The sequence below is a fragment of the Intestinibacter sp. genome, assembly GCF_034113885.1.
In the GTDB taxonomy this organism is placed as follows: Bacteria; Bacillota; Clostridia; order Peptostreptococcales; family Peptostreptococcaceae; genus Intestinibacter.
This window is the reverse complement of record NZ_JAXEWM010000045.1, coordinates 1-24,210: the sequence shown is the minus strand read 5'-3', so window position 1 is coordinate 24,210 and position 24,210 is coordinate 1. Positions and strand designations below refer to the sequence as shown.

Sequence of the window (24,210 nt, the reverse complement as noted above, 5' to 3'; positions counted from 1 at the left end):
TTAGAATATCCTGTTGCTTCTAACCATTTTTTATTCACATTAATATAATTTCCATAGATATCCTTCATCCAGAAAAAAATACTATTTGAATTCTCCAATAAATTAGAGAATTTTAAAACTGCATTTTGTAAGTTAAATTTTAAAATAAATATAAAGTAGTCCACAAAATAATACCCATCTACAGCTAAGCTTTGTCCATAAGTATTCACAAAAAAATTTACACTTTGAAATTCATTTTTTTCGATATTTTTCATGAAGGTATTTTGATCTATACCATCTTCATTATTTTTCAATTTATCTTTAATAAACTGCTTTAAAGATTTTACATTTATATTGTCATCTTTTGATATAAGGTTTAAAATATCTATCAATGAATTATTATAATCTAAAATATCAAAATCGATATATTGACCATTTTTATTTTTGTATCCTTTTAATTTCAAAAAACCGTCTTCACTTTTTTTTAGAATTTGCTCATAAACTCTACTATTCATTGTCATACTCCTTTTTTTTATGTTTAAAAATCAAAGTATAAATGCGAATATAATATCTTATATGCTATTATGCTATAAAATTAGCTAAATTTTTTGTGTTAATATATATATTATATTTTTTTAGTTAAAATCCCTTTTTTTTCCTCAATTTATTGTATAAGCGAACTAAAGTTTGGTAATAATTCTTAGTAAATAATATAAATTTATGAGGTGATTGCATGAATAATGTAAATTTAGTGGGAAGGCTTACTTCTGATCCAGAATTAAAGTATGTCGGAGATGACAAGGCTCTATGCAAATTTTCTATAGCAGTATCTAGAGATTACAAAAATAAAGACGGCGTTGTACCTACAGATTTTATAAATATAGACCTATGGGGCAAACGAGCTGAAATATTCTGTCAGTACGCTTCTAAGGGCTCTCTAGTTGGTATTGAAGGTTCTCTACGAATTGAAAAATATTCAACTAAGGAGGGCGAAAATAGAACTGCTGCTAAAATACGTGCAAATAATTTTCATTTTTTAGGAAGCAAAAATAAATCTTCAGACAGTAATAAATTATTCGAAGGAGATAATTTATTTGAAAATGTACTAAATGAGGAGGAAATCTCAGAAGAAGAAATTCCTTTCTAAAAGCAAAAAATCTATGGAATATAAGTAATTTATACTCCATAGATTTATATATATTATCGATTAAAAGTCGCTATTTAGCTATTTTAAATACTTTATAAGATTTTGGTTCTACATCTATATTGAAAAGATTATCTACAGGCTCGATTATTTCACCATTATTGATTACTGAATATTTCACAGTAATTTCTTCTATAGAATCTGCTTTTAACCCAAGGCTTACACTTTGTTTATCTTGACTTCTATTTATAAGTACTAATATACCTTCATGCTCTTCATCATATCTAGTATATGCAAATACATCGTCATTTCCTGTATATTTAAAATAAGTGTTTCCATAAGTCAATACCTTATTTCTATTTCTAAATTGACTGCAGTGTCTGTAGAAATCCATTATTTCCATATCTTCGTTTTTCCAAGGATATGTCTTTCTGTTTTCTGGGTCCTTACCGCCTTCAAGTCCTGCTTCATCTCCGTAGTAGATATATGGCACTCCTTCAAAGCTCATTTGTGTAAGTATAGCTAATTTTAATAATTCTTTATCAGAATTTAAAGCAGTTTTTACTCTGACAATATCGTGGCTACTCAATAGGTTTAGATTAGATCTAAATGCTTCTTCTGGATAATTTTCCTTTATTGTCATAAAGAAATCATTTAATTGCCAAGAAGCTATTTCTCCATTTAAGAAAGAAACTAAATTATCTCTAAATGGATATCCTAAAACACTGTCTAGTTGGTCTCCTAATAAATAAGTTCTTCTTTCTGAATAGCTTATTTTATTAGAAGCATCCTCCCAAACTTCGCCTATTAGTATAGATTCATCGTCGTTTTTTCTGACTTCCTTCTTTAATTCTTTTACAAATTTAGTAGGAAGCTCGTCGACTACATCTAGTCTCCAGCCTTTAACACCCATTTTCATCCATTTATTTACTACACTATCTTCATCGTATATAATGTAGTCCATAAATGAAGGCTCTAATTCATTAGTGTTAGGTAGGGCTTTTATTCCCCACCAAGCTTGGTAGTCATCTTTATCTTCTCCAAAGTTAAACCATGATCTATATGGTGAGTCTTCAGATTGATAAGCACCTACACTGTCATAGTGGTTGTATTTATTGAAGTAAATACTGTCTTCTCCAACATGGCTAAATACTCCATCAAGAACTATAGACATACCTTTTTCTGCTGCCTTATCAATTAATTCTTTAAATGTCTTTTCATCACCAAACATAGGATCTATTTTTTTGTAATTTCCTGTATCGTATTTGTGGTTACTTGCCGCCTCAAATACTGGACTTAAATATATAACTGTAACACCTAATTTTTTTAGATATCCCAATTTATTTATTATTCCCTTAAGATTACCACCGTAGAAATCCCATCTAGCGATGTCTCCATTTTGTTTTTTTATGTACATTGGTTCATCGTCCCAATTTCCATATAAGAAAGAGTTTTTCTTTATACCATCTACTTTTCCATTTCTGTTTCCATTGTTAAATCTGTCTACAAATACATGATATAAAACACCTTCTTTAAACCAAGATGGAACTTTGTAATCTTCATATACAGTTAATTGATATTTATTTATATATTTTGAATCATATTCACAGATCATTCCATTATTATGATCTTTTCCATAGAATAATGTTTTATATTCGCCATGTAAATTTAAGCTTACTTCAAAGAAGTAATAATAAACTGCAGGCTCTTCTAGAGGAAGAATTTCTGCTGAATATTTTTTTACATCGCCTAAATCTTCGTTTAATTGTAATTCTACTTCTCTTACTAATACAGGATTTAGGTTTTCATCTTCTTTTTCGATTATTAATTTTATACTATATATATCAAACTTACTAGCTTCAACCTTTATAGTTGCTTTTTCGCAAGTCTTTAAAGCTCCAAATGGAGCCTTAAAGCTTGTATCCCATGAATTATATTTTATAACATTTGCCATATTATTTCGCACCTTCTTTAAACCAAATATCATTTATGTATTCCTCTATAGTTCTATCACTTGAGAAGAAACCTGAACATGCTGTATTTTTTAATGACATTTTATTCCAAAGGTCTTTATTTTTATAAAGCTCTTGTAAATTATTTTGAGCTTCAACATAAGAATCGAAATCTCTAAGTACAAAATATTCATCATTGTGAGTTATTAGAGAATCGTATATTGCAATTCCTTCCTTACCTAATCCAGGTATGAAGCCATTTACTAAATCATCTACTACTCTCTTGATTTTTCTTTCACTGTGATATAAATCTCTAGAAGAATAACCACCGTATTTATTGTAATCTAAAACTTGTTCGGCTTTTAAACCAAATATAAACATATTTTCTTCACCAACTTGTTCAGAAATCTCTACATTTGCTCCATCCATAGTCGCCATTGTTATAGCACCATTCATCATAAGCTTCATATTACCAGTTCCTGATGCTTCTTTAGTAGTTGTAGATATTTGTTCACTTACATCTGCAGCTGGTATGATTTTTTCAGCGATTGATACACCGTAGTTTTCTATAAATACTATTTTAATCATACCCTTAACTCTCTCATCATTGTTGATTAACTCTGCAGCACTGTTTATAAGCTTGATTATACATTTTGCTAAATAATATCCTGGAGCTGCCTTAGCACCAAAAATAAATGTACGTGGCTCCATTTCAAATTCTGGATTATCTAGTATTTCATGATATAAGTAAAGTATATGAAGTATATTTAATAATTGTCTCTTATATGCATGTAATCTCTTTATTTGAACGTCAAATATTGAGTTTGGATTAAGCTCTATACCTTGTTTTTTATAAACATAATCTGCAAGCTTGACTTTGTTATTATATTTAATTTGACCTACTTTATCTAGAACATCCTTATCATCTAGATATTTTTCTAGGTCTTTTAATTTTGAAGTATCCTTTTTCCAATCATCTCCAATTAATGAAGTTATTAAATCAGAAAGCTCCTTATTACAGCTCATAAGCCATCTTCTATGAGCTATACCATTTGTCTTATTGTTAAATTTATATGGTTCATCTTGATAGAAATCGTGTAATTCTTCATTTTTAAGAATTTCAGTATGAAGCTTAGCAACACCATTTACACTGTGGCTACCTCTTATACATAAATGAGCCATTCTAACTTCTCCATTATGTATAATCCTCATACTATTTACTTTATCTTGATTATGATATTTATGTTGTAAATAATCAACATATCTTCTATCGATTTCTTCTATTATCATATAAATTCTTGGTAATAATTGTTTTACCATATCAACTGGCCATTTTTCTAATGCCTCAGCTAATATTGTGTGGTTTGTGTAAGACATAACCTTAGTAGTTATATCCCATGCTTCATCCCAAGAAAATCCTTCTTCATCTAAAAGTATTCTCATTAATTCTGGAATACATAAAGTTGGATGAGTATCGTTTATATGGATTGCTACCTTTTTAGGTAGATCTCTCATACTTACTTTATTTTTCTTGCATTTTCTTATTATATCTTGTAATCCTGCACTTACGAAGAAATATTCTTGTTTTAATCTAAGCAGTCTACCTGCATAGTTTGTATCATTTGGATATAGAACTTGAGATATTTCTTCAGCATAATATTTGTATTTTAATGCATCTTCGTAGCTTCCATTTTGATTTCTAGCATTTTTAGAAACTTCCGCAAAATCTCTATTTAAAACTTCACTCTTCCATAATCTAAGAGTGTTTATACATTCATTTTCATATCCTATTACAGGTATGTCATATGGCATTGCCATAACAGGTATATAATTAGTATGAACTACTTCTAAATTCCCGTCTTCTTTTTCTCTTAAATAAGCGTCTCCTTCAAATTTAACTACAACTGCTCTATTAGGTCTTACAGTTTCCCAAGGATATTGACTATTTTTTAGCCAGTTATCAGGTAGTTCAATTTGACTTCCGTTTACAAATTTTTGTTCAAATAAACCGTATTTATATCTTATTCCATATCCATGACCACTAATTCCAACTGATGCCATTGAATCTAAAAAGCATGCTGCAAGTCTTCCTAATCCACCATTTCCAAGACCTGGATCTGGTTCTGTTTCTATTATTTCATTTAAGTCGATTCCTAATTCTTTTAGCCCCTGTTCGATTTCATTTTCAACATCTAAATTTAGTAAATTAGATTGTAATTGTCTTCCTATTAAGAATTCCATTGAAAAATAAAAAACAGCTTTTTCTTTGTCAATTCTAGTTCCAACCCATTCTTTAGCTATAAAATCTTTTATAACACAACATAATACCCTAAAAATTTCATCCTTACTCGCTTCTTCAATAGGTTGGGCATATAGACTGTACATTTTGCTTTTAAACGCCTGTTTAAATTTTTTCTTGCTAATTGTGATCATAAGTCATCTCCCTTACTATTTTAAAATATCCCTTTTTTATAATATAAACATAGAGGAAATTATATTCATCTAAAAGCTATCGACAAACATAATTTCCACAATATGCTTAAACTTTATATTTTAATAATTTTCAAATTAAACTTTTCTTATAAATTTTTATATGTTTCTATATATTCTTTAGCTGATTTACTCCAGCTGTTATCAGTCTTCATAGCATTTTCAACTAATTTATTCCAAGTTTCTCTGTCTTCTTCATATAGCTTTATAGCTCTTTGTAATGTAAAGAACATTTCATGAGCGTTGTAATTTGCAAAGCTAAATCCATTACCTTCTTTAGTGTATTGGTTGTAAGGAGTTACTGTATCCTTTAATCCTCCAGTTTCTCTTACTATTGGTAATGTACCATATCTCATAGCTATCATTTGACCTATTCCACAAGGTTCAAATAAAGAAGGCATTAAGAATATATCACTTGCTGCATAAATTTTTTGAGCTAATGAGCTGTCAAAAGTTATGTTAGCTGATACCTTATTAGGATAGTGTGAATCATAATAATGGAACATTGCTTGATATTGATTATCACCAGTTCCTAATACTACTAATTGTAATTTTTCATTCACTATTTCTGGCATCATAAAGTCGATTAAATCTAAACCTTTTTGTGAAACTAATCTTGATACAATTCCAACCATAGGTATATCTGGATCTACATCTAATTTTAAAAGTTTTTGTAATTCAAGTTTATTTTTAACTTTTTCATCGATTGAATTTACATCGTAGTTTGCAAATAAATTCTTATCTGTTTTTGGATTATTTATATCGTAGTCTAATCCATTTAGTATTCCTACTAATTTATTTGAATTAGCTCTTATTAATCCATCTAAAGTATGTCCATAGAATTCAGTTTTTATTTCTTCAGCGTATGATGGACTTACTGTAGAAACTTTATCAGCAAAGTTTATACCTGCTTTCATAAAGTTTATATTTCCATAGTATTCTATATCACCATTGTTAAAATATTTGAAATCTATATCTAATACGTTTCCAAGTATTTCTCTTCCGAATATACCTTGATATTGTAAATTATGTATAGTATACACAGTTTTTATATTTTTATATTTTGGTAAATGAGCATATTTTTCTTTTAAGAATAATGGCAACATTCCTGTATGCCAATCACTTGCATTGATTACATCAGGGTAGAAACCTAATTTATCAATAGATTTTAATACAGCATTTGTAAAGAATATAAATCTTTCTGCATCATCTCCATGACCGTATATACTTTCTGCTCCATCTCTTTTAAAGTAGTATTCGTTGTCTACGAAGTAAAATGTTACTCCATCTAATTCCATTTTTTCTAAACCGCAGTATTGACTTCTCCATGATACATCAACACTGAATTCACCTACTTTTTTTAGTTGATCTTTTAAATATGTAGGTATTGTTGAGTATTTAGGCATTATTACTCTAACATCTACACCTTCTTTTTTTAATGCTTTAGGTAACGCATAAGCAACATCACCTAATCCCCCTGTCTTTGCAAAAGGCCAACATTCTGCTGTTACATAAAGGACTTTCATTCTTTCTACCCCCTTATTTTACGTCTAAATTGTTTGATTTTTTTCAATTACCATTGGGTAATCTTTATCTCCTTTTAATTCCTTGCCTGAAGTTATAGTTATATTTTTGTCTAGTATTACATTTTCTAATACTACATTTTCACCGATTTTACAGCTTTGCATTATTACGCAATTTTTAACAACTGCACCTTTGCCTATTTTTACTTTTCTGAATAAAGTAGAATCTTCAACTGTACCGTTTATTTGACAACCAGTTGCTACAAATGAACCTTTAACTTCAGCATCTTCTCCATATATAGTTGGTGCTTGTGATTTATCTTTAGTAAATATTTTTCTATTTGATCTGAAAACTTCTTTAGATACTTCTTCTGTTAAGAATTCTTTACTAGCTTCATAATAGCTCTTTAATGAAGTTATGCATTTTAAGTATCCTTCGTATTTATAAGCGCCTACTTGTATATTGTCTAATTGGTTTATTATATAATCTTCAATGTATGAATAAGTTCCCATGCTAGCTATGCTGTATATACATTCTATAAAATCTGTACGTTTCATTATAAAAGTATCCATGCATATATTTGCACTTGGGAAAGTATTTAAGTTGTTACCTACATTTTTTACTCTTCTGTCTTTATCTATATTTAAAGTGTTACAATTTTTAAAATCTTTGTTTGCATTGTCAACGCGTTTGTACACTATTGTTATATCGTTGTTTGATTCTTTATGATATTTTAATAAATCATTATAATCAATTGTACATATCATATATGATGGTGCTATTATAATATATTCTTCAGGACTTTTTTCTATATAATCTATGTTAGCTAATATAGTATATATGTCACCTTTTCTATAACCATAATTATTGTTATTTTTTGTGTTTTCTGGACTTAATACATATAGCCCACCTTTTTTTCTACTTAAATCCCAGTCTTTACCACTTCCTAAATGGTCAGTTAAAGATCTGTAAGCTTCTCTTGCATATATACCTACATTAGTTATTCCTGAATTAACCATGTTTGATAATGTAAAGTCTATTAATCTATATCTACCAGCTATTGGTATAGTAGCTACTGGTCTGTGATCTGATAATACATTTACAGATGGATTTTGTATGTTATCTAAGTTTATTAAGCCCATGCATTCATTTTTCATAATTTATTTCCCCCTATTTATCTACGTTATATTTACTTATGTTCTACTTAATTACGCTTTTACAGTTTCAAATTCTGATACTACGCTTATTTCACCATTTTCGTCTTTTATTACTGCATTATCTTCTATAACTGCACCTTCTGCTATCATAGCTTTTTCGATAACTACATTTTTACCTATTTTTACGTTAGGCATTATTACAGAATCTTCTACAACTGATCCTTCTCCTATTTGTACTTTGTGAGATAATACTGTATTTTTTACAGTTCCGTAAACTCTACAACCATCGGCGATTAGTGATTTTTTAATTGATGCTTTTGGTCCTACGTATTGTGGTGGCATATCTCCTGTATTTGTGTAGATTCTCCATTGTGGATCATTTAAATCTACTGCTTTTGGATCATTTATTAAGTCCATATTTGCTTCCCATAAGCTTTGTATAGTACCAACGTCTCTCCAGTATCCTTTGAATGGATATGCAAACATTGATTGTCCTTCTTCTAACATAGTTGGTATTACATTATGTCCGAAATCGTCTAAGCATTCTCCAGTTTCATCTGCTCTTTTGAAGTATGCTCTTAAAGTTTTCCAGTCGAATATGTAAATACCCATAGAGGCTAAATTACTTTTTGGTTCTTTTGGTTTTTCTTCAAATTCATAAATACTTCCATCTTCATTTGTGTTCATAATTCCAAATCTACTTGCTTCATCCCATGGAACTTCTATTACTGCTATTGTTGCTTTAGCTTGTTTTTCCTTGTGGAAATCTAGCATTTTGCTGTAATCCATCTTGTATATATGGTCCCCTGATAATATTAAAACGTATTCTGGATCGTAATCATCTATAAAGTCCATATTTTTCTTTATCGCATTGGCTGTACCATTAAACCAATGACCTTCTTTTTCATTCATGTATGGTTGAAGTATAGTTACTCCACCGTTAACTCTGTCTAAATCCCAATGGTCTCCCATTCCTATATGTGAATTTAATAATTGTGGTTTGTATTGAGTTAATACACCAACTGTATCTATTCCTGAGTTAGAACAGTTACTTAGAACGAAGTCTATTATTCTATATTTTCCTCCAAATGATACTGCTGGTTTTGCGATTCTTTTTGTGAATACTCCTAGTCTTGAGCCTTGTCCCCCTGCTAAAATCATAGCTAGCATTTCTTTTTTCATTGTGTATCCCCTTTCATATAGTTTAACTATATTTTTATATTTTAAAGTTATTAATAAATTTATTTAAAATAAAATTATTATCATTTATAATTTTTTATTAAAATTTTGTTTTCACCTAGTTGCCCTTTTTATAAATTATAGTACATTTTTTTAGCCTTGATGATGTTTTTTATTTCTATTTGATTTTTTATTTTTTTTATTTGTTTTTTTACTTCTTTTTGATTTATTTCTTGTATTTTTATCAGCAGGCTTTTTTTCTTCTTTTTGTACTGCTTCTGATATCTTTATTTCTTTTACTTCAACTACTTCTGCTGATTCTATTTTTTCTTCTTCAACTATTTCTACTTTTTCATATTCTCTTTTTAATTTTATAAAAGTTGCACCTAGTGGTGGTACCTTTATTCTTATATGATATGGCTTGTTGTGCCAGTTTTCATCTTGAGAGAATAATTCAGCATTTTCCATAGTTTGATTTGATCCATAGTATTTTTCATCATCACTATTTAAAATTTCTTCGTAAACTCCTTGATAAGGAACTCCTACCTTATAATCATAGTAAACATTTGGAGTGAAATTTAAAACAGCTATTATAAAATCTTTTGGATCCTTACTCAATCTCATTAAAGTAACAATACTTTGATCCTTGTTGTTAGGATCTATGAAATCAAACCCCTTATATGTATTATCTAATTCGTATAAAGCTTTTTGATCTTTATATAAATAGTTTAAATCCCTTACATAATCCTTCATTTTAGAATGTTGCTCTCTTTCTAGCAATTGCCATTCTAGTCCATAATCATATCTCCATTCTAATCCTTGTGCAAATTCAGATCCCATAAATAACAGCTTCTTACCTGGATGTATCATGTAATAAGCGTACAATAATCTTAAACTTGCAAATCTTTGCCATTCATCCCCTGACATTTTATCTACTAAAGATTTTTTACCGTGTACTACTTCATCATGTGATAGTGGAAGTATGAAATTTTCTGAGAAAGCGTACATAAATGAAAATGTTATTAAATCGTGATGATATTTTCTGTAAATAGGGTCCATTTCCATGTATTTTAATGTATCGTTCATCCATCCCATATTCCATTTATATGAAAATCCTAATCCGCCTCCATATGTAGGTGCTGTTACCATAGGCCATGCAGTAGATTCTTCTGCTACTAAAATAGGATTTTTGATATTTGCATAAACAACTTCATTTAATCTTCTCAAGAAGTTTATACCTTCTATATTTTCTCTTCCACCGTATTGATTTGGTTCCCAATCACCAATATCGTAGTCAAGATAAAGCATACTACTTACAGCATCTACTCTTATACCGTCTATATGATATTCTTTAAACCAGTATATAGCGTTTGAAAGTAAGAAACTATTTACTTCTGGTTTACCTAAATCAAAATGTGCTGTTCCCCATCCTAAATTTTCTGCTTTTAAAGGATTTGAATACTCAAATTGTGGAGAACCGTCAAATCTATAAAGTCCATGTATATCCTTGCAGAAATGGCTATATGCAAAATCTAGGATAACTCCAAGACCTAATTCATGAGCCTTATCTACAAATGCTTTAAATTCTGTTGGTGTTCCATATCTGCTAGTTGTAGCGTAGTAGCCTATTGTTTGGTATCCCCAGCTCATATCTAGTGGATATTCTGTAATAGGCATTAATTCGATATGTGTATATCCCATATCTTTGCAGTACTCTAGCATTTCATATAATTCTTCGTAATTGAAGAAGTCTCCATCCCATTTTCTCTTCCAAGAACCTAGGTGAACCTCATAAATGTTCATAGGTTCTTCAAATATAACCTTTTTGTTCTTTTCTTCTGTGTATTTTTGATCGCTCCAATCAAACTCTTCTAGTTCAAAAACCTTTGAAGCTGTTTCAGGTCTTAATTCTGCATAAGTTCCATATGGGTCTGATTTAAGTCTACTAACTCCATCACATCCTACTACGTTGTACTTATAAATATCCCCTTGTGATAAATCAGTTGTAAAAATAGACCAAACACCTGTGTTATATAAATTTTCTAGCTTATGAGAACTTCCATCCCATTTATTAAAATCTCCAACTAATTGGACCTCTTTTGCATTAGGAGCCCATACCATAAAAGATATCCCTTGTTCTCCATTATGCTCAGCTTTGTGGTTTCCCATATACTTGTAACTGTCTAAAGCATTCCCACTTTTAAAGCTGTCTATATTTTCCCTTTTTATTATATCTAAATAATTAATAGGAATCCCCCTCCTTTTAAATATTTTCGTACCACTTCTTTCTATATATATTGTAAACTAAAATCCAAGAATTGTATACAATATTATTGTTAATTATGTAAATTTTTTTTTTACTTTTTTTCTAGAAACCTTTTCTTTTTTAAGGAAAACATTTTCATCGCTTTCTTTATTAAAAAATTTCAGACTAATTTTTTGCTAAATTTTTTTCGATTTTTATAGGAAAATATTTGCAAAAAAGAAAATAAAAACTCCCCTAAATCACACTATTTTTTAATAGTATTATTATAGGGGAGCTTGCTTTTATTTTTATTCTTCTCTAAAATCAATTTCTTCTACTTCAGTGTCTTTTTCACTACTATCTTTTGCATCGCTTAAAACTTCTTTTATGCCTTTAAATGTTCCTAAAAAATTAACTGCTTCTGATGGTAAGACAAGCTTAGTAGATTTACCTTGCGCAACTTTTTCAAGAGCTTCCATAGATTTAAGTGCTAACATGTTGTCATCTATATCAGCTTCCTTCATAGCCTTAAATACTTGTTTAATAACTACTGCCTCTCCTTCAGCTCTTGCTTTTGCAACCTCTCTAATAGATTCTGCATCACCTTGAGCTTTAAGGATTCTTGATTGTTTATCACCTTCAGCTTCTCTTATCATAGCTTCCTTTTTAGCCTCTGCTCTAAGTATAGCTGATTGCTTTTCACCCTCTGCTCTAAGTATTGATGATGCCTTTTCACCTTCTGCTTGAAGTATAGATTCTCTTCTTTCACGTTCTGCACGCATTTGTTTTTCCATAGCAACTTGTATATCATGAGGAGGCATTATGTTTTTAAGTTCAACTCTGTTTACCTTGATACCCCATTTGTCAGTTGCTTCGTCTAGTATAGCTCTCATCTTTGTATTTATAACATCTCTCGATGTCAATGTTGCATCTAAATCTAGTTCACCTATAATATTTCTAAGTGTTGTAGCTGTTAAATTTTCTATTGCTGCATTTGGATTTGCTATTTCAAATACAAATCTAATAGGATCTGTTACTTGGTAGTAAACTACTGTATCGATTTGCATCGTAACATTATCCTTTGTTATAACTGGTTGAGGTGGAAAGTCCTCTACTCTTTCCTTTAAATCGATTCTATATGATAGAGTATCGATAAATGGAACTAGAAAATGTACACCTGTATCAGCTTTTTTGTGAAATTTCCCTAATCTCATTACAATCCCCACTGTAGATTGTTGAATTACCTTAACACACTTAATACTCATTATAACTACTATTATAATTAATATTATAATAATTGGCATGTAAAATACCTCCTTCATTTATTAAATTATTATTTATCTGTCGCTTCTTATTTGTTTAAATTAGTACTAGTGACCTCTCTTACGATAAGCTTTACACCTTCAATTTCGATAATTTCTACAACCTTGCCTTTTTCAATTTTTAATTCGTCCTTAGATACAGCTGTCCATTCTTCACCATTTAGCTTTACAACTCCTGATTCGTAAGGTTCGATATCTTCAACGACAATAGCCTTTTGTGAAATTATACCCTGTAAATTAGTATTGTATTTTACTTCTCTATCTCTATCCACTAAATACTTAGTTGCTATAACTAAAAGAGTAATAGATATAACTGCAAATACTACGACCTGCCATAAAATACTCTCTATAAATATACTAATCAACATGACTATTAAAGCCCCAATACTAAACCAAATTAAAGTAAGACTTGTTGTCATCAATTCGCCAACTCCGAATATAATGGCTACGATAAGCCAAAATGTACTCATACTAATGCTCATACACATCCCTCATCTCTTTTAATCAATTGAAAATATCTTGCTTTAAAATTAAGTTACTTTAATTATATTGTAGCATTATATATATAGAATATGGTTACAAAGTAATATCAATTATTTTACTTTTATATTATTCTGAAAAAATCTTCATAGTCCTTTGAATATCATAAATAATGTCTGTAGCATTTACTGTATATAAGTTTTCAGCTAATTCATCGCCTATATATCCATGTATGTAAGCACCGCAAACAGTAGCAATTAGTGGTTCTATGCCTTGGCCTACAAATGATGTAATCATTCCAAGGAGCGTATCTCCCATACCTCCATTTGCCATAGCTGAATTTCCAGTTGGATTTATATAAGTATAATCTCCATTAGTTATTACAGTTTCGTATCCTTTTAATAAAACTATCGCTTTGTATTTATTTGCAAATTCCTTTGCGACATCTACTCTATTATCCCTGATATGTGATATAGAATATCCTGTCAACTTCGCCATTTCACCTAGATGAGGTGTGATTATTAAGCGATTTGGATAGCTTTCAAATAAATCTACCTTGTCCTTTAAAACATTTAATCCATCTGCGTCTAATACGACTGGGCATGTAGATTTTTCTAAAACGTATTTTAATTTATTATATGTTTCCTCGCTATTTCCCATTCCACATCCAAATCCAATCGCTGTACAGCCTTTTATTAACTTTTCTACCTTTTCTGTGTTGTCTATATCTAATGTCATAGCTTCACAAAGCTTTTGACTGGCTATATCTTGAACATACTTATCTGTCACTAAAGTAGTCAAGCCACTTCCAGCTTTTACTGCTGCTTCTGTAGCTATATATGCAGCGCCTGTAAATCCTCTGCTTCCTGCAAATAAAGCTATTTTTCCAAAATCGCTCTTGAAGGCAAATTTATTTTTTTGTTTTATATTATTTTTTACTAATTCCAAGCTTGTTATGTATTCCTTGTCATCGTATTTATCTAAAATATAGCTTGGAATACCAATATGCTCAACTACAACTTCACCGATAAATTCCTTTGTACTGTATCTTAAAAATCCCCTTTTATAAAATTCAAACGAAATAGTCTTATCTGCCCTTACACATATACCTAGGATATCTCCTGTTGTAGCATTTATTCCAGATGGTACATCTATTGAATAGACTTTATTTTTGTTTTCATTTATCGTTTTTATGACATCGTAGAAAATTCCCTTTATTTCCCTTTCTAAGCCTGTTCCAAATATACAGTCGACTACTATATCAGAATTTCTTATAGAAGCCTTTAAATCATCCATATTTTCTTCAGTCACAACCTTTGTAGGTATTTCCATAGCATTTAAAATATCGTAGTGTATTTTAGAGCAATCGCTTAGCTTTTCTAATTTTCCAACTATGAATACTTCTACTTCTTTATCCTTTGCAGCTAACTGTCTAGCTAGTCCTAAGCCATCACCGCCGTTGTTTCCAGTGCCACTTACTATTACGTATTTTTGATTATCCTCTATATCCATATGCTTAAATGCTGAAAGTACAGCATTTTCCATCAAAACTATTAATGGTATTTTATATTCATTTACACAAGCACTATCTAATATTTTAGTGCTATTAGATGTTCCTATTCTCATACAAACTGCCTCCCTTTTAAGCCTTTTATTTTAGTTATATAATATTTTATGGATAATCGCAAATTAAAAACCAAAATAATGATATACTTTAATTAAGATTTCTAAATAAGGAGAGTTTGTATGAAAAAAATATTGAAAATCATTTTATCGTTGGTTTTAGTTTTAGTATTATTTGTAATCGGATTTGTAGCTTATCTTTCAATAAATGAGTACTATCCAAAGGAAAACGAGGATATAAAAATAACTGACAAAGGTGAAAAATCCTTAAAGCTAGGAGACTCTATAAGCTTACTTACCTTCAATGTCGGTTATTGCTCATTAGACAAGGACCACGACTTCTTTATGGATGGAGGGAAAACTGTAAATACCGAGAGCAAACAAAACATATTGGACAATGTCGAGGGCATCAAAAACATAATAAATAGAGAAAATCCAGATGTTGCTTTCCTACAAGAGGTTGACAAGGACTCAAAGCGATCTTACCATGTAGATCAAGTTAAAGCCTTCAGCGATATCTACTCTGATGACAGCGAGGCATTTGCTACTAACTTCTTGTGCGACTACATACCTTATCCTATGCCTACAATAGGTAAAGTAAATGGAGGTATTTTAACACTAAATAAATACAACGCTACATCTGCAACTCGTATACCACTAGAAACCTCTTACAAATGGCCAGTCAGAGTTTGCCAATTAAAAAGATGTCTACTAGTCGAAAGAGTTCCTATAGAAAATAGCGATAAGGAATTAGTTCTTATAAACCTTCACTTGGAGGCTTATGCAGATGAAGAGAGCAAAGATATACAAACAAAGGTACTTGCAGATATATTAAAAGAAGAATATAAAAAGGGAAATTACTGCATCGCCGGTGGTGATTTTAACCAATCCTTTAGCAATGTAAACCCAGATTTATATCCAGTTAAGAACACAGATTACTTCGAGGCTGAGCTTATAAATGAAGATTATTTTGGAAGTGATTTTAGCTTTGTAAACGATGCGTCTACACCTACTTCAAGGCTTTTAAACGAGCCATACGACGAGCAAAGTGAAAATACTCAATACTACGTTATAGACGGATTTTTAGTATCTTCAAACATAAAAGTGAATTCTGTTAAAACATTAGATGAGGGATTTGCATATAGCGACCACAATCCTGTAAAAATGGAGGTTACTTTAAAATAATTCATTACTTTATAAGAAAATCTAACTTGCTAAGTTATCTAAACCTTTAAATAGTCATAAATAGCTTATACGAAATAAATTTTCTTTAATTTCTTATGTTTTCAACAAATTACTAAAAATTAATTATAAAATTGTATTTTAATTATAAAAAATATAACCCTGTAGTTTTCTATAGGGTTATATTCTCAATACAATAATGTACTGTTAAAAATATTTTATTTATACGGTTTAATATTGTGATTCATTATATGATCTCTTCATTGCAACAATTTCCTGTTGAATTTCAGCATCAGTCATTGATGGTGATAACTCTTTAAGGGAATCCTTTATCACACCTCCAACCTTAGATGCCTCATCTTCTGATAAATCATTAGTAATGTATTTTGTCATTTCACCCATCGATGAAATTCCATTATCTGCAAAAGAATTGATACATCTTTCAACTTGATCATGTCTTAATTTGGACTTATAAATTGTTTCTAAAAATTCTGGCGGAAGTTCTACACCTGTCTTTTCTTCAATTGACTTAGCAACCATAGTTGTTCCAAGTACACTACATGCAATCTTTTGTTCTGGACACATTTTTGCATATTTTTCTTCATCAAGTTTAACATCTTTTCTAAGATAATCTAAATACTCTTGAGTAGATTCAAAATCGCTCCTTGGTCTAGTGCCTTCTTGCATAGATTTTGCTCCTAATTCCTCAGGATTCTCATCTTTTGGTGCAATCCCTAATACCTCTGCAACTTTCGATATAACCGTAGCGATGACATCGATAACTACCCTTGCTACAAGTACAACTTCAGGAAGTCTAGTAACCAATCTAGTTGCTGAAGATGCTATAAAAGATCCAACAGTTGATACTACACCAGAAATAAAACTTCCTACTGCTGAAAAAATACCTAACATATTATCATTCTCCTTCCATAAGATAATTTCTCATCATATTGTGAAATATCACGATTTCCTTTCTTTATATCAATTAACAATGAACATATTGCATTAAGTTTTGAGTCATTTTTATCTTGATAATAGAATTCATCCCTCAAATATCTAGCTATCATCTCCAATGACATAAATGTTTCTGCTTCTTTTATAACCTCTAATAACTCTTCTGAAGCCATATATGTTACAAACAATTTATTATATTCCTTAGTTAAGCTAAATAAAACTCTTCTATTTTTGACATGTATATTAAATATCTTTGAATCTGGTTTATCTTCTAAGTACATTAAACTTTGATATAATCCTTTTTTATAATTTTCACAATAATAATCAATTGCTATATTTCTAATTGTATTTTCATTTATGATGTCTTTTCCATTTGTATCAGTTTCTGGAATAATTTGAACCTGAATACTTGTATCCCATCCTTGAGAAAATACAATAGATCGTCCTTTATCTAAAAATGATAAAAATTTTTTTTGATCATCCGATAGAGCCATTGTGTTTCCAATTGCTTCTTTATCATCCATTGCAAAAATCTTATGTACAATTTTTGTATTCGTATTTTTTAATACTTCTGGTGTAAGCTTTCCAGGAATTTGATCTACAATTATTAGAGATTCACCATATTTCCTTACCTCAGCTAACATATCTGCAAATATTTCAACACCATTTTTCTTAGATAAAGAATCTCCTGGCTCATATCTACTTAAAAGTCTATGTGCTTCTTCCACCAAAGTTATATGTTCAAAATTTGGATTTTCGTTATATTCAGCACGTATTGCTTCTATAAGATTTGATATAACAAACCCCATAATTAATGCTTTTTCTGAACCACTTCGAATCTCTTCTAATTCTAGTATCACCCTCTTATGTACAAGTTCTCTAAAATCTATTGAGCGTTTTGTATTCAACATTAATCCCTTTGAACCAACTATAAGCCCTTGTAATCTCGCTTTTATTGAGCCAATATAATCATTTTTAAGTCTATCATCAAATCCTTGTTCTTTAACAACTTTCTCCGTTTTATTGATAAGATCTGATAAAGTAGGAAATGCGAACACTCCTTCAGCAAACGGATTCTCATAATATATATTAGAATTATCAAGTATATCCCAACCATAATCTTGATAACATTCATATAATGCCTTTTCTATAATTTGTGGTATTGCAGCCTCCATATCAAATGCAGATTCAATACTTGCCTTTATCATATCAACATGTGATGTTATAGATTCATGAGGATAAAATTCAAAAGGATTTAATCTAAATGGAGCTAAAGTATCTTTTCCTAAAGTAAAAATAAGAATATCATCATACTTCTTTGTAAGAATTCTATATTCCGTTTTTGCAGGTTCAATAACTAGAAATGGTAACTCACTTTGTAATAATAATTTTTGACATGTAGTCGTTTTTCCACTTCCTGTTACTCCGGTTACAAAAGTATGTTTCGTTAACTCTCTTCGATCTAATGATATTGGAACATTTAATACATTTCCACTCTGAACTAATTTTCCTAATTCGATTTTTGAATTATCTGGAATATCATCCTTATAATTTAATCCAAACTCAACCTCTTCTCTAAGAGCTAAACCTACTATTTCTTTTTGAGGAAGACCTGCAATTATACTCAATTCATTAACAGAAAACCAATTTCCAAGAAAAGCTTTTTCTGCAGTTGCATATTGTGACAATACCGTTCTTATATAAACCTCATTTTCTGATATAGGATGAATAAAATGTCCAATAGGTATTTGTAAATTTTGCAATACTCTTTTCTTTTGTCCATTAGCCTGTAATGCATTCCATCGTAAAGGAACTTTATTTCCAGATTCTCCTGAAAACAATGATGTAACAGTATTTTTAAGTTTTATCATTGAATTGCTATTCATTGTAAATAAAGAAATAGTAGAAATATACATTCCTTTTCCTCTTCCATAGTCTATTCTTTTTAATATAACTTCATCTATATATTTAATCCATTCTTGAGCATCTTTATTTGAAAACTCATAACTTGTATTGCTTGATTTACCTGTTGTTTCATTTTTTCCTGTTGTCTCATTTTTAACAGATGCCTCTGCATGAGAATGATTATTACCTGTACTTTTTGTATAAGTATCTTCATTATCTGTAGTGGTTGTACTTTCAGTACGTGTTTCATCATCATCTATTCTTTTAGCCGAAGATCTACTCTCTTGATATGATTTTCCATGATTTTCTGTTTTACTAGATTGCCAACCATCAGTATCAGTTACTGTACTTCCTTCTGTTGATGTATCAACTTCTGTTGTACTTTCATTTTCTCCCTTTTGAACATTTTTCTTTGATAATGGTGTTAATTTATCATAAAAATTATATATGTTTTTTTCAAAAAATCTTATAGGATTATGTGGTAAAGCTTTTGCTACTACTAAAAAAGCAAATTCATCACCAAGCATTACATCAACCAAACGATCTACTCCTTGAAAATTTTCATCATTTTCATTAACTCCTGGAACTCCATCTATATTACCTTGATGCTTCATACTATCAAGTTCACTCATAATTTGATGAGTTTCCTCTAAATTCATTTGTCTTATTTTACTTCCTCTAAAATTACCTTCTAAACTTGGTTTAAGAATAAGTTCTCCTAATTCTTGTACTGTATTGTCAATTGTAATTTTTTGAATCAAATCACGTGAAATACCATAATAAAATGAAACCCCTACCTTATCTCCTTTTATTAAATATAAAAAGTTTACACCTTTTATTTTCATTGCGCTTAAAACATTTTCTAAAGCTTCTTTCCTTGGTGCTTTTTCTTCATATGTAATTCTATCAACCCTATAAAAAACAACATCTGATAAACTTATTTTAGGATTAGAACCCACATTTAAAGTTCCATCATCATAAATATAATATTTATCTGGTTGTTCTATAAAATCCAATATAAATTTTTCTTTGCTCATAAAATCACCTCAATTGTTACTTTTCCATTTTTACTGCTGTTTTGTACCATCCTCCTTTGCTAATTATCAAATTATTAGATAAAAGAACTTCTATATATTTTTTCGTATATTTAGGTTTTAAGTGAATAGCTCTGCCTAACATAGCCATATTACTTGGTTTACACATACATTCAAGCAAAGTATCATATCTATTCATTGTTTTACGATCAATGCTATTTTCTTTTAAACCTAATAATTGTTCTTTTCCTATATTATCAAGATTTCTATATCCATAAAATTCTTTATTATCTTTCATTAAAATAGCTATACTACAATCATCTATAGTAGCCCCTCTAATTACATTCTCAAAGCTATCTAACAATTGATATTCCAAACATTCTTTACTAATTATTTGTGAGTATTTCATTATTCTCTTTAAAACTGGTGCAAGCAAACATTTTCTTTTGTCATATAAACTAGCTTCCGTTCCATCAGACATTAATACAAAACCTTCGATACATCCAAGATTTCCCTTTATTATTTTCATAGTTTGAAGTACATCTCTAGATGTTGTAAAAACAGTAGTATTTGCAAACTCTCCATTTTCTGGTTGTGATGCAACTAGTAATTGATTATCTTTTAAATAACCTATTACTCCATCTCCTATATGTAATAAAATATATTGATTTGCATTAACAACAGCTACTAATAATGTGGATGCTAGTTCCTTCTTCTTGCATTTATAAATATCTGCTAATTTATTTAATTCATCATCAAGATCATTAACTATTTTTCTTTTGAAAGCTGCTCCATCTTTCTCACTAAAATAGGTATCAAATCCTTCTACCATATATTTGCAAATAAACTTCGTTATTCCTTCTGCACCATAATGAGAAAGTTTAGCCGAACCTGCTCCATCTGCCAAAGCTATAGCTGTAACGTCTCCATTACTATATGTATACGTTTTATCTTGGCATGGGATATCAGATTTTATATGTCCACGTCCTTGTACTGCACATTGGATTGTATTCCACATATTATTCCTCCATTACATTAAATATTATAATTCAGCCCATCCTTTTATACCTTCTACATCAAGTTTAACTGATTCTCCTGGCATTGATTGAGATGTTTTAGATACGCTTTGACTTAACCATACAAAAAATTCTCTAAACTTTAATCCTTGAAGCTTAAGTGCAGGTCTTTTAGGTGAGAAACTATTTAATGTAGGCATATCTGATTCATCTCCTATACCTATTGGAAAAACTGTAAGTTTTTTAGAATTAACCATATCAACAGTTCTCTTTATTGCTCTATTTAATTCAATAGGATTACCATTAGGTTCACCATCTGTCATAAGTACTAACCATGGTTGATAATAATCTACACCTTTATCCTTATACTCTTGCTTACGTTTTTCAAGTAAATCTAATGCCAAATTTACACCTTCCCCCATTGCTGTGTCACCTTGAGCTATAATTTGAGGAATCTCTTTCTGTCTTTCTATATTTGCGAAATCTACTAAACATGTCGCTTTACTATTAAATGTTACTATACATATTTCAGCTGAATAAACAGCCATTTCATCTTCTCTTATAGCTTCATAAAACAATTCCACTCCTTTTTTCATCTCTTCAATTCTACTAGTTCCACCAGTAACTACATTCCACATTTTACCATCTTCAAAAACAGTTTCTCCTGTCTGAATACAATCTCCTTCAACAGCTCCCATTGATCCACTTGTATCAAGACATAGACATATAGGAACTCTTGCTGTCGGATTATTTACTAAATCTTCAACTCTCAATAACATATTATTCATTAAACATATTCTCCTTTTCTTCATTTATATAAAGCTTCCATATAGCATTTTTCAAATTCTTTATAAAAATTAGCTGCTTCATTTTGTCTCGATCTAGGGAATGAAATAAACCACTCTTTTCCACCAACTTCATTAAAGAAAAAATTTATTTCTCCATATCCATAATTCCAATCATAACCGTTGTGATAATTATAATTTTCTTCGTATTCTTCATTTTGCCTTCCAAAATATGTTCCATAATTAGAAATTTTTATAAAAGGATGATTACTAACAATATCCTTTCCAATGATTGTTAATTTTTCTTTTGTTAATATTAGGTCGTAATAAAACTTATAATCTGAATTATATACCCATGTATGAAAATTCACATCAATATCTCCCAATAATTCAGTAACTAATTTATAATTCATATATTCAATCATTATAGTGTCCCCCATTCAGAAATTCCTTCTATATCAAGTTTTACACTTTCTCCTGGTGTTGATTGAGATGTTTTAGATACACTTTTACCTAACCATTCAAAAAATTCTTTAAATTTTAACCCTTTTAATCTCAAAGGTGGTCTCTTTGGAGAAAATTTAGCTAATATATCCATATCAGCTCCACTTCCAATACCAATTGGAAATACTGTTAGCTTTTTCGTATTAACTAATTCTTGTGTTCTACAAATTGCTCTTGATAACTCCTCTAAATTTCCATTAGGTCCTCCATCTGTCATAAGTACTAACCATGGTTGATAATAATCTACACCTTTATCTTTATATTCTTTTTTGCGACGTTCTAATAAATCTAATGCCATATTAACAGCTTCTCCCATAGGGGTCATACCATCTGCTTCTAGTATTTTGGGATTAGGTTCTAATTCTAAACTTGCAAAATCTTGTATACATTCAGCATCATTTCCTCCAAATGTAACTATACATATTTCAGCAGAATACATTGCTACTTCATCATCCTTGATAGCATCATAAAATAATTTCACTCCTCTATTTAATTCATTTATAGGATCTCCATACATAGATCCACTAACATCTAAACATAAACATACTGCTACTCTAGCTGTTGGATTATTTACAAGATCTTCAACTCTTAAAAGTAAATTGTTATTCATAATTATTCTCCTTTATTTTTATCTTGTTATACTTTTTGCATACATAACCATATCTATATATAAATTCTTACATTCTAAATATTTATTACATTTAATAAGTTCTACACATGGTTTAATATATTTTCCCATTAATTCTTCACAATATTTTGCATAACTATCAGATTTTTTTAATAAACTAACAATCGATGGAGCACAGTTATAATATTCTCTAATAAGTTCCTCCCCATCTGCTTGATTTATTAACCAATAATCACGATATTCTCTTAATATTGTAAGTTCTTCACAGTTATCATCTTTACCATAATATTCACATACAGCTGTTGTTATAAAACAAGAACTTCCTGAATTACCTGTGTTACCACTATGTGAACTAGTTTTTTTAGATTCACGACAAGATTTACATCGTTTCGGAATATCATATCCTTTTTCTTCATAAAAATCACATTCATTATTTGTTAATTCAAATACTCTTCCACAATCAATACAATTCTGACGTATCTTTACGGTATTACCATAATCAAAACATTCTTGACATATAGTATGTCTTTTTGATTTTTTAACATATTTCTGATAGTTTGTATATAGCAACTCTTTTCCGCACTTTTTACAATTATATACTTCTCCCTTATTAAGACATTGCTTGCATATCCCCTCCTTAGATTGTGATTTATCAACTTCTTGATTACACAATTTACATTTAATATATACAGCATTAGGATTTTTCTTTAATCTAGTAGGGAATAACTCCTCTGACATACTATCTTGTTGAATATATTTTCCACTATCTAATAATTCTAAGAAAATTTTAAATTTAACTAACCATTCATTAGCTGATAATCGTTTTTCTTCTAATGAATATTTTCCTTCTTTTCTAAAAGTATGATAAAAAGCTTCTTTTAAATCATATGTCAAGTGGCTCCATATATATCTCCATGGACCTTCTGGTGTCTTTTTATTGGAACTTTCTCCAAACGGATATGAAAAATCCATTTTTATAATATTTGATACAGGATCTTCCCCACCTTGTTGAGAATATGGTGGTTTTCCAGGCAACATTATCATAAACATTAATGTAGCAACTGCAAAATTTTCATTTCCCATTGTACGTAAAAAATCAGGAAAATG

The 24,210-nt window shown here is 29.9% G+C and carries 19 protein-coding genes; 2 read left to right on the top strand and 17 right to left on the bottom strand.

Going from position 1 to position 24,210, the window contains the following annotated elements; genetic code table 11:
- The coding region (locus tag SPD90_RS02980) for a hypothetical protein (RefSeq protein WP_320924261.1) at positions 1-494 on the bottom strand (494 nt) is incomplete at its 3' end.
- 218 nt (positions 495-712) lie between these two features.
- Here SPD90_RS02980 and SPD90_RS02975 point away from each other — a divergent pair.
- Entirely contained in the window at positions 713-1,126 is a 414-nt protein-coding gene (locus tag SPD90_RS02975) for a single-stranded DNA-binding protein (RefSeq protein WP_320624668.1), read from the top strand.
- Between the two features lie 70 nt (positions 1,127-1,196).
- Here SPD90_RS02975 and SPD90_RS02970 read toward each other — a convergent pair whose 3' ends face one another.
- The 9 genes from SPD90_RS02970 to SPD90_RS02930 form a co-directional block, all read right to left on the bottom strand.
- Entirely contained in the window at positions 1,197-3,077 is a 1,881-nt protein-coding gene (locus SPD90_RS02970) for a glycoside hydrolase family 13 protein (protein ID WP_320924260.1), read from the bottom strand.
- Between the two features lies 1 nt (position 3,078).
- Positions 3,079-5,508 carry a glycogen/starch/alpha-glucan phosphorylase gene (locus SPD90_RS02965; RefSeq protein WP_320924259.1) on the bottom strand — a complete coding sequence of 810 codons (2,430 nt, stop codon included), beginning with the start codon at positions 5,506-5,508 and terminating at the stop codon, positions 3,079-3,081.
- Positions 5,509-5,654: 146 nt separating this feature from the next.
- A complete protein-coding gene (gene glgA, locus SPD90_RS02960) occupies positions 5,655-7,091 on the bottom strand; it encodes a glycogen synthase GlgA (RefSeq protein ID WP_320924258.1) in 1,437 nt (478 codons plus the stop codon).
- Between the two features lie 24 nt (positions 7,092-7,115).
- Positions 7,116-8,246, bottom strand: coding sequence for a glucose-1-phosphate adenylyltransferase subunit GlgD (gene glgD / locus SPD90_RS02955; RefSeq protein ID WP_320924257.1), 1,131 nt, complete (start codon positions 8,244-8,246; stop codon positions 7,116-7,118).
- A 51-nt stretch (positions 8,247-8,297) separates the two neighbouring features.
- Positions 8,298-9,428 (bottom strand): glucose-1-phosphate adenylyltransferase, encoded by a 1,131-nt coding sequence (locus SPD90_RS02950; protein WP_320924256.1) that lies wholly within the window; start codon positions 9,426-9,428, stop codon positions 8,298-8,300.
- A 150-nt stretch (positions 9,429-9,578) separates the two neighbouring features.
- Positions 9,579-11,594, bottom strand: coding sequence for a 1,4-alpha-glucan branching protein GlgB (gene glgB / locus SPD90_RS02945; RefSeq protein ID WP_442909039.1), 2,016 nt, complete (start codon positions 11,592-11,594; stop codon positions 9,579-9,581).
- Positions 11,595-11,978: 384 nt separating this feature from the next.
- Positions 11,979-12,974: an SPFH domain-containing protein gene (locus SPD90_RS02940; protein ID WP_320924255.1), complete on the bottom strand. Its 996-nt coding sequence runs from the start codon at positions 12,972-12,974 to the stop codon at positions 11,979-11,981.
- Between the two features lie 47 nt (positions 12,975-13,021).
- Positions 13,022-13,474, bottom strand: a complete 453-nt coding sequence (locus tag SPD90_RS02935; protein WP_320924254.1) for an NfeD family protein — start codon at positions 13,472-13,474, stop codon at positions 13,022-13,024.
- 127 nt (positions 13,475-13,601) lie between these two features.
- Entirely contained in the window at positions 13,602-15,098 is a 1,497-nt protein-coding gene (locus SPD90_RS02930) for an NAD(P)H-hydrate dehydratase (RefSeq protein WP_320924253.1), read from the bottom strand.
- Positions 15,099-15,218: 120 nt separating this feature from the next.
- On the opposite strand from SPD90_RS02930, the gene SPD90_RS02925 reads away from it, so the two are divergent.
- A complete protein-coding gene (locus tag SPD90_RS02925) occupies positions 15,219-16,280 on the top strand; it encodes an endonuclease/exonuclease/phosphatase family protein (protein WP_320924252.1) in 1,062 nt (353 codons plus the stop codon).
- A gap of 228 nt (positions 16,281-16,508) precedes the next feature.
- Here the strand turns inward: SPD90_RS02925 and SPD90_RS02920 are convergent, their stop codons facing one another.
- The 7 genes from SPD90_RS02920 to SPD90_RS02890 all read right to left on the bottom strand — a co-directional run.
- The gene (locus tag SPD90_RS02920; protein ID WP_320924251.1) at positions 16,509-17,189 is read right to left on the bottom strand and encodes a hypothetical protein; all 681 of its coding nucleotides are present in this window, start codon (positions 17,187-17,189) and stop codon (positions 16,509-16,511) included.
- Positions 17,183-20,173 (bottom strand): ATP-binding protein, encoded by a 2,991-nt coding sequence (locus SPD90_RS02915; protein ID WP_320924250.1) that lies wholly within the window; start codon positions 20,171-20,173, stop codon positions 17,183-17,185. The genes SPD90_RS02920 and SPD90_RS02915 overlap by 7 nt, the downstream gene beginning before the upstream one ends.
- Before the next feature lie 16 nt (positions 20,174-20,189).
- A complete protein-coding gene (locus SPD90_RS02910) occupies positions 20,190-21,188 on the bottom strand; it encodes a PP2C family serine/threonine-protein phosphatase (RefSeq protein WP_320924249.1) in 999 nt (332 codons plus the stop codon).
- A 24-nt stretch (positions 21,189-21,212) separates the two neighbouring features.
- Positions 21,213-21,974, bottom strand: a complete 762-nt coding sequence (locus tag SPD90_RS02905; RefSeq protein ID WP_320924248.1) for a vWA domain-containing protein — start codon at positions 21,972-21,974, stop codon at positions 21,213-21,215.
- Positions 21,975-21,994: 20 nt separating this feature from the next.
- Complete coding sequence (locus SPD90_RS02900) at positions 21,995-22,396, bottom strand: hypothetical protein (RefSeq protein WP_320924247.1); 402 nt, start codon at positions 22,394-22,396, stop codon at positions 21,995-21,997.
- Positions 22,396-23,085, bottom strand: a complete 690-nt coding sequence (locus tag SPD90_RS02895; protein ID WP_320924246.1) for a vWA domain-containing protein — start codon at positions 23,083-23,085, stop codon at positions 22,396-22,398. The genes SPD90_RS02900 and SPD90_RS02895 overlap by 1 nt, the downstream gene beginning before the upstream one ends.
- A gap of 18 nt (positions 23,086-23,103) precedes the next feature.
- Positions 23,104-24,210 (bottom strand): CFI-box-CTERM domain-containing protein (locus tag SPD90_RS02890; RefSeq protein ID WP_320924245.1); only part of this gene is annotated, 1,107 nt, incomplete at its 5' end.

Coding starts and splice junctions, on each gene's coding strand:
- SPD90_RS02975 (WP_320624668.1), top strand. CDS start 713: ATGAATAATGTAAATTTAGTGGGAAGGCTTACTTCTGATCCAGAATTA.
- SPD90_RS02970 (WP_320924260.1), bottom strand. CDS start 3,077: ATGGCAAATGTTATAAAATATAATTCATGGGATACAAGCTTTAAGGCT.
- SPD90_RS02965 (WP_320924259.1), bottom strand. CDS start 5,508: ATGATCACAATTAGCAAGAAAAAATTTAAACAGGCGTTTAAAAGCAAA.
- glgA (WP_320924258.1), bottom strand. CDS start 7,091: ATGAAAGTCCTTTATGTAACAGCAGAATGTTGGCCTTTTGCAAAGACA.
- glgD (WP_320924257.1), bottom strand. CDS start 8,246: ATGAAAAATGAATGCATGGGCTTAATAAACTTAGATAACATACAAAAT.
- SPD90_RS02950 (WP_320924256.1), bottom strand. CDS start 9,428: ATGAAAAAAGAAATGCTAGCTATGATTTTAGCAGGGGGACAAGGCTCA.
- glgB (WP_442909039.1), bottom strand. CDS start 11,594: ATGGGAAACCACAAAGCTGAGCATAATGGAGAACAAGGGATATCTTTT.
- SPD90_RS02940 (WP_320924255.1), bottom strand. CDS start 12,974: ATGCCAATTATTATAATATTAATTATAATAGTAGTTATAATGAGTATT.
- SPD90_RS02935 (WP_320924254.1), bottom strand. CDS start 13,474: ATGAGCATTAGTATGAGTACATTTTGGCTTATCGTAGCCATTATATTC.
- SPD90_RS02930 (WP_320924253.1), bottom strand. CDS start 15,098: ATGAGAATAGGAACATCTAATAGCACTAAAATATTAGATAGTGCTTGT.
- SPD90_RS02925 (WP_320924252.1), top strand. CDS start 15,219: ATGAAAAAAATATTGAAAATCATTTTATCGTTGGTTTTAGTTTTAGTA.
- SPD90_RS02920 (WP_320924251.1), bottom strand. CDS start 17,189: ATGTTAGGTATTTTTTCAGCAGTAGGAAGTTTTATTTCTGGTGTAGTA.
- SPD90_RS02915 (WP_320924250.1), bottom strand. CDS start 20,173: ATGAGCAAAGAAAAATTTATATTGGATTTTATAGAACAACCAGATAAA.
- SPD90_RS02910 (WP_320924249.1), bottom strand. CDS start 21,188: ATGTGGAATACAATCCAATGTGCAGTACAAGGACGTGGACATATAAAA.
- SPD90_RS02905 (WP_320924248.1), bottom strand. CDS start 21,974: ATGAATAATATGTTATTGAGAGTTGAAGATTTAGTAAATAATCCGACA.
- SPD90_RS02900 (WP_320924247.1), bottom strand. CDS start 22,396: ATGATTGAATATATGAATTATAAATTAGTTACTGAATTATTGGGAGAT.
- SPD90_RS02895 (WP_320924246.1), bottom strand. CDS start 23,085: ATGAATAACAATTTACTTTTAAGAGTTGAAGATCTTGTAAATAATCCA.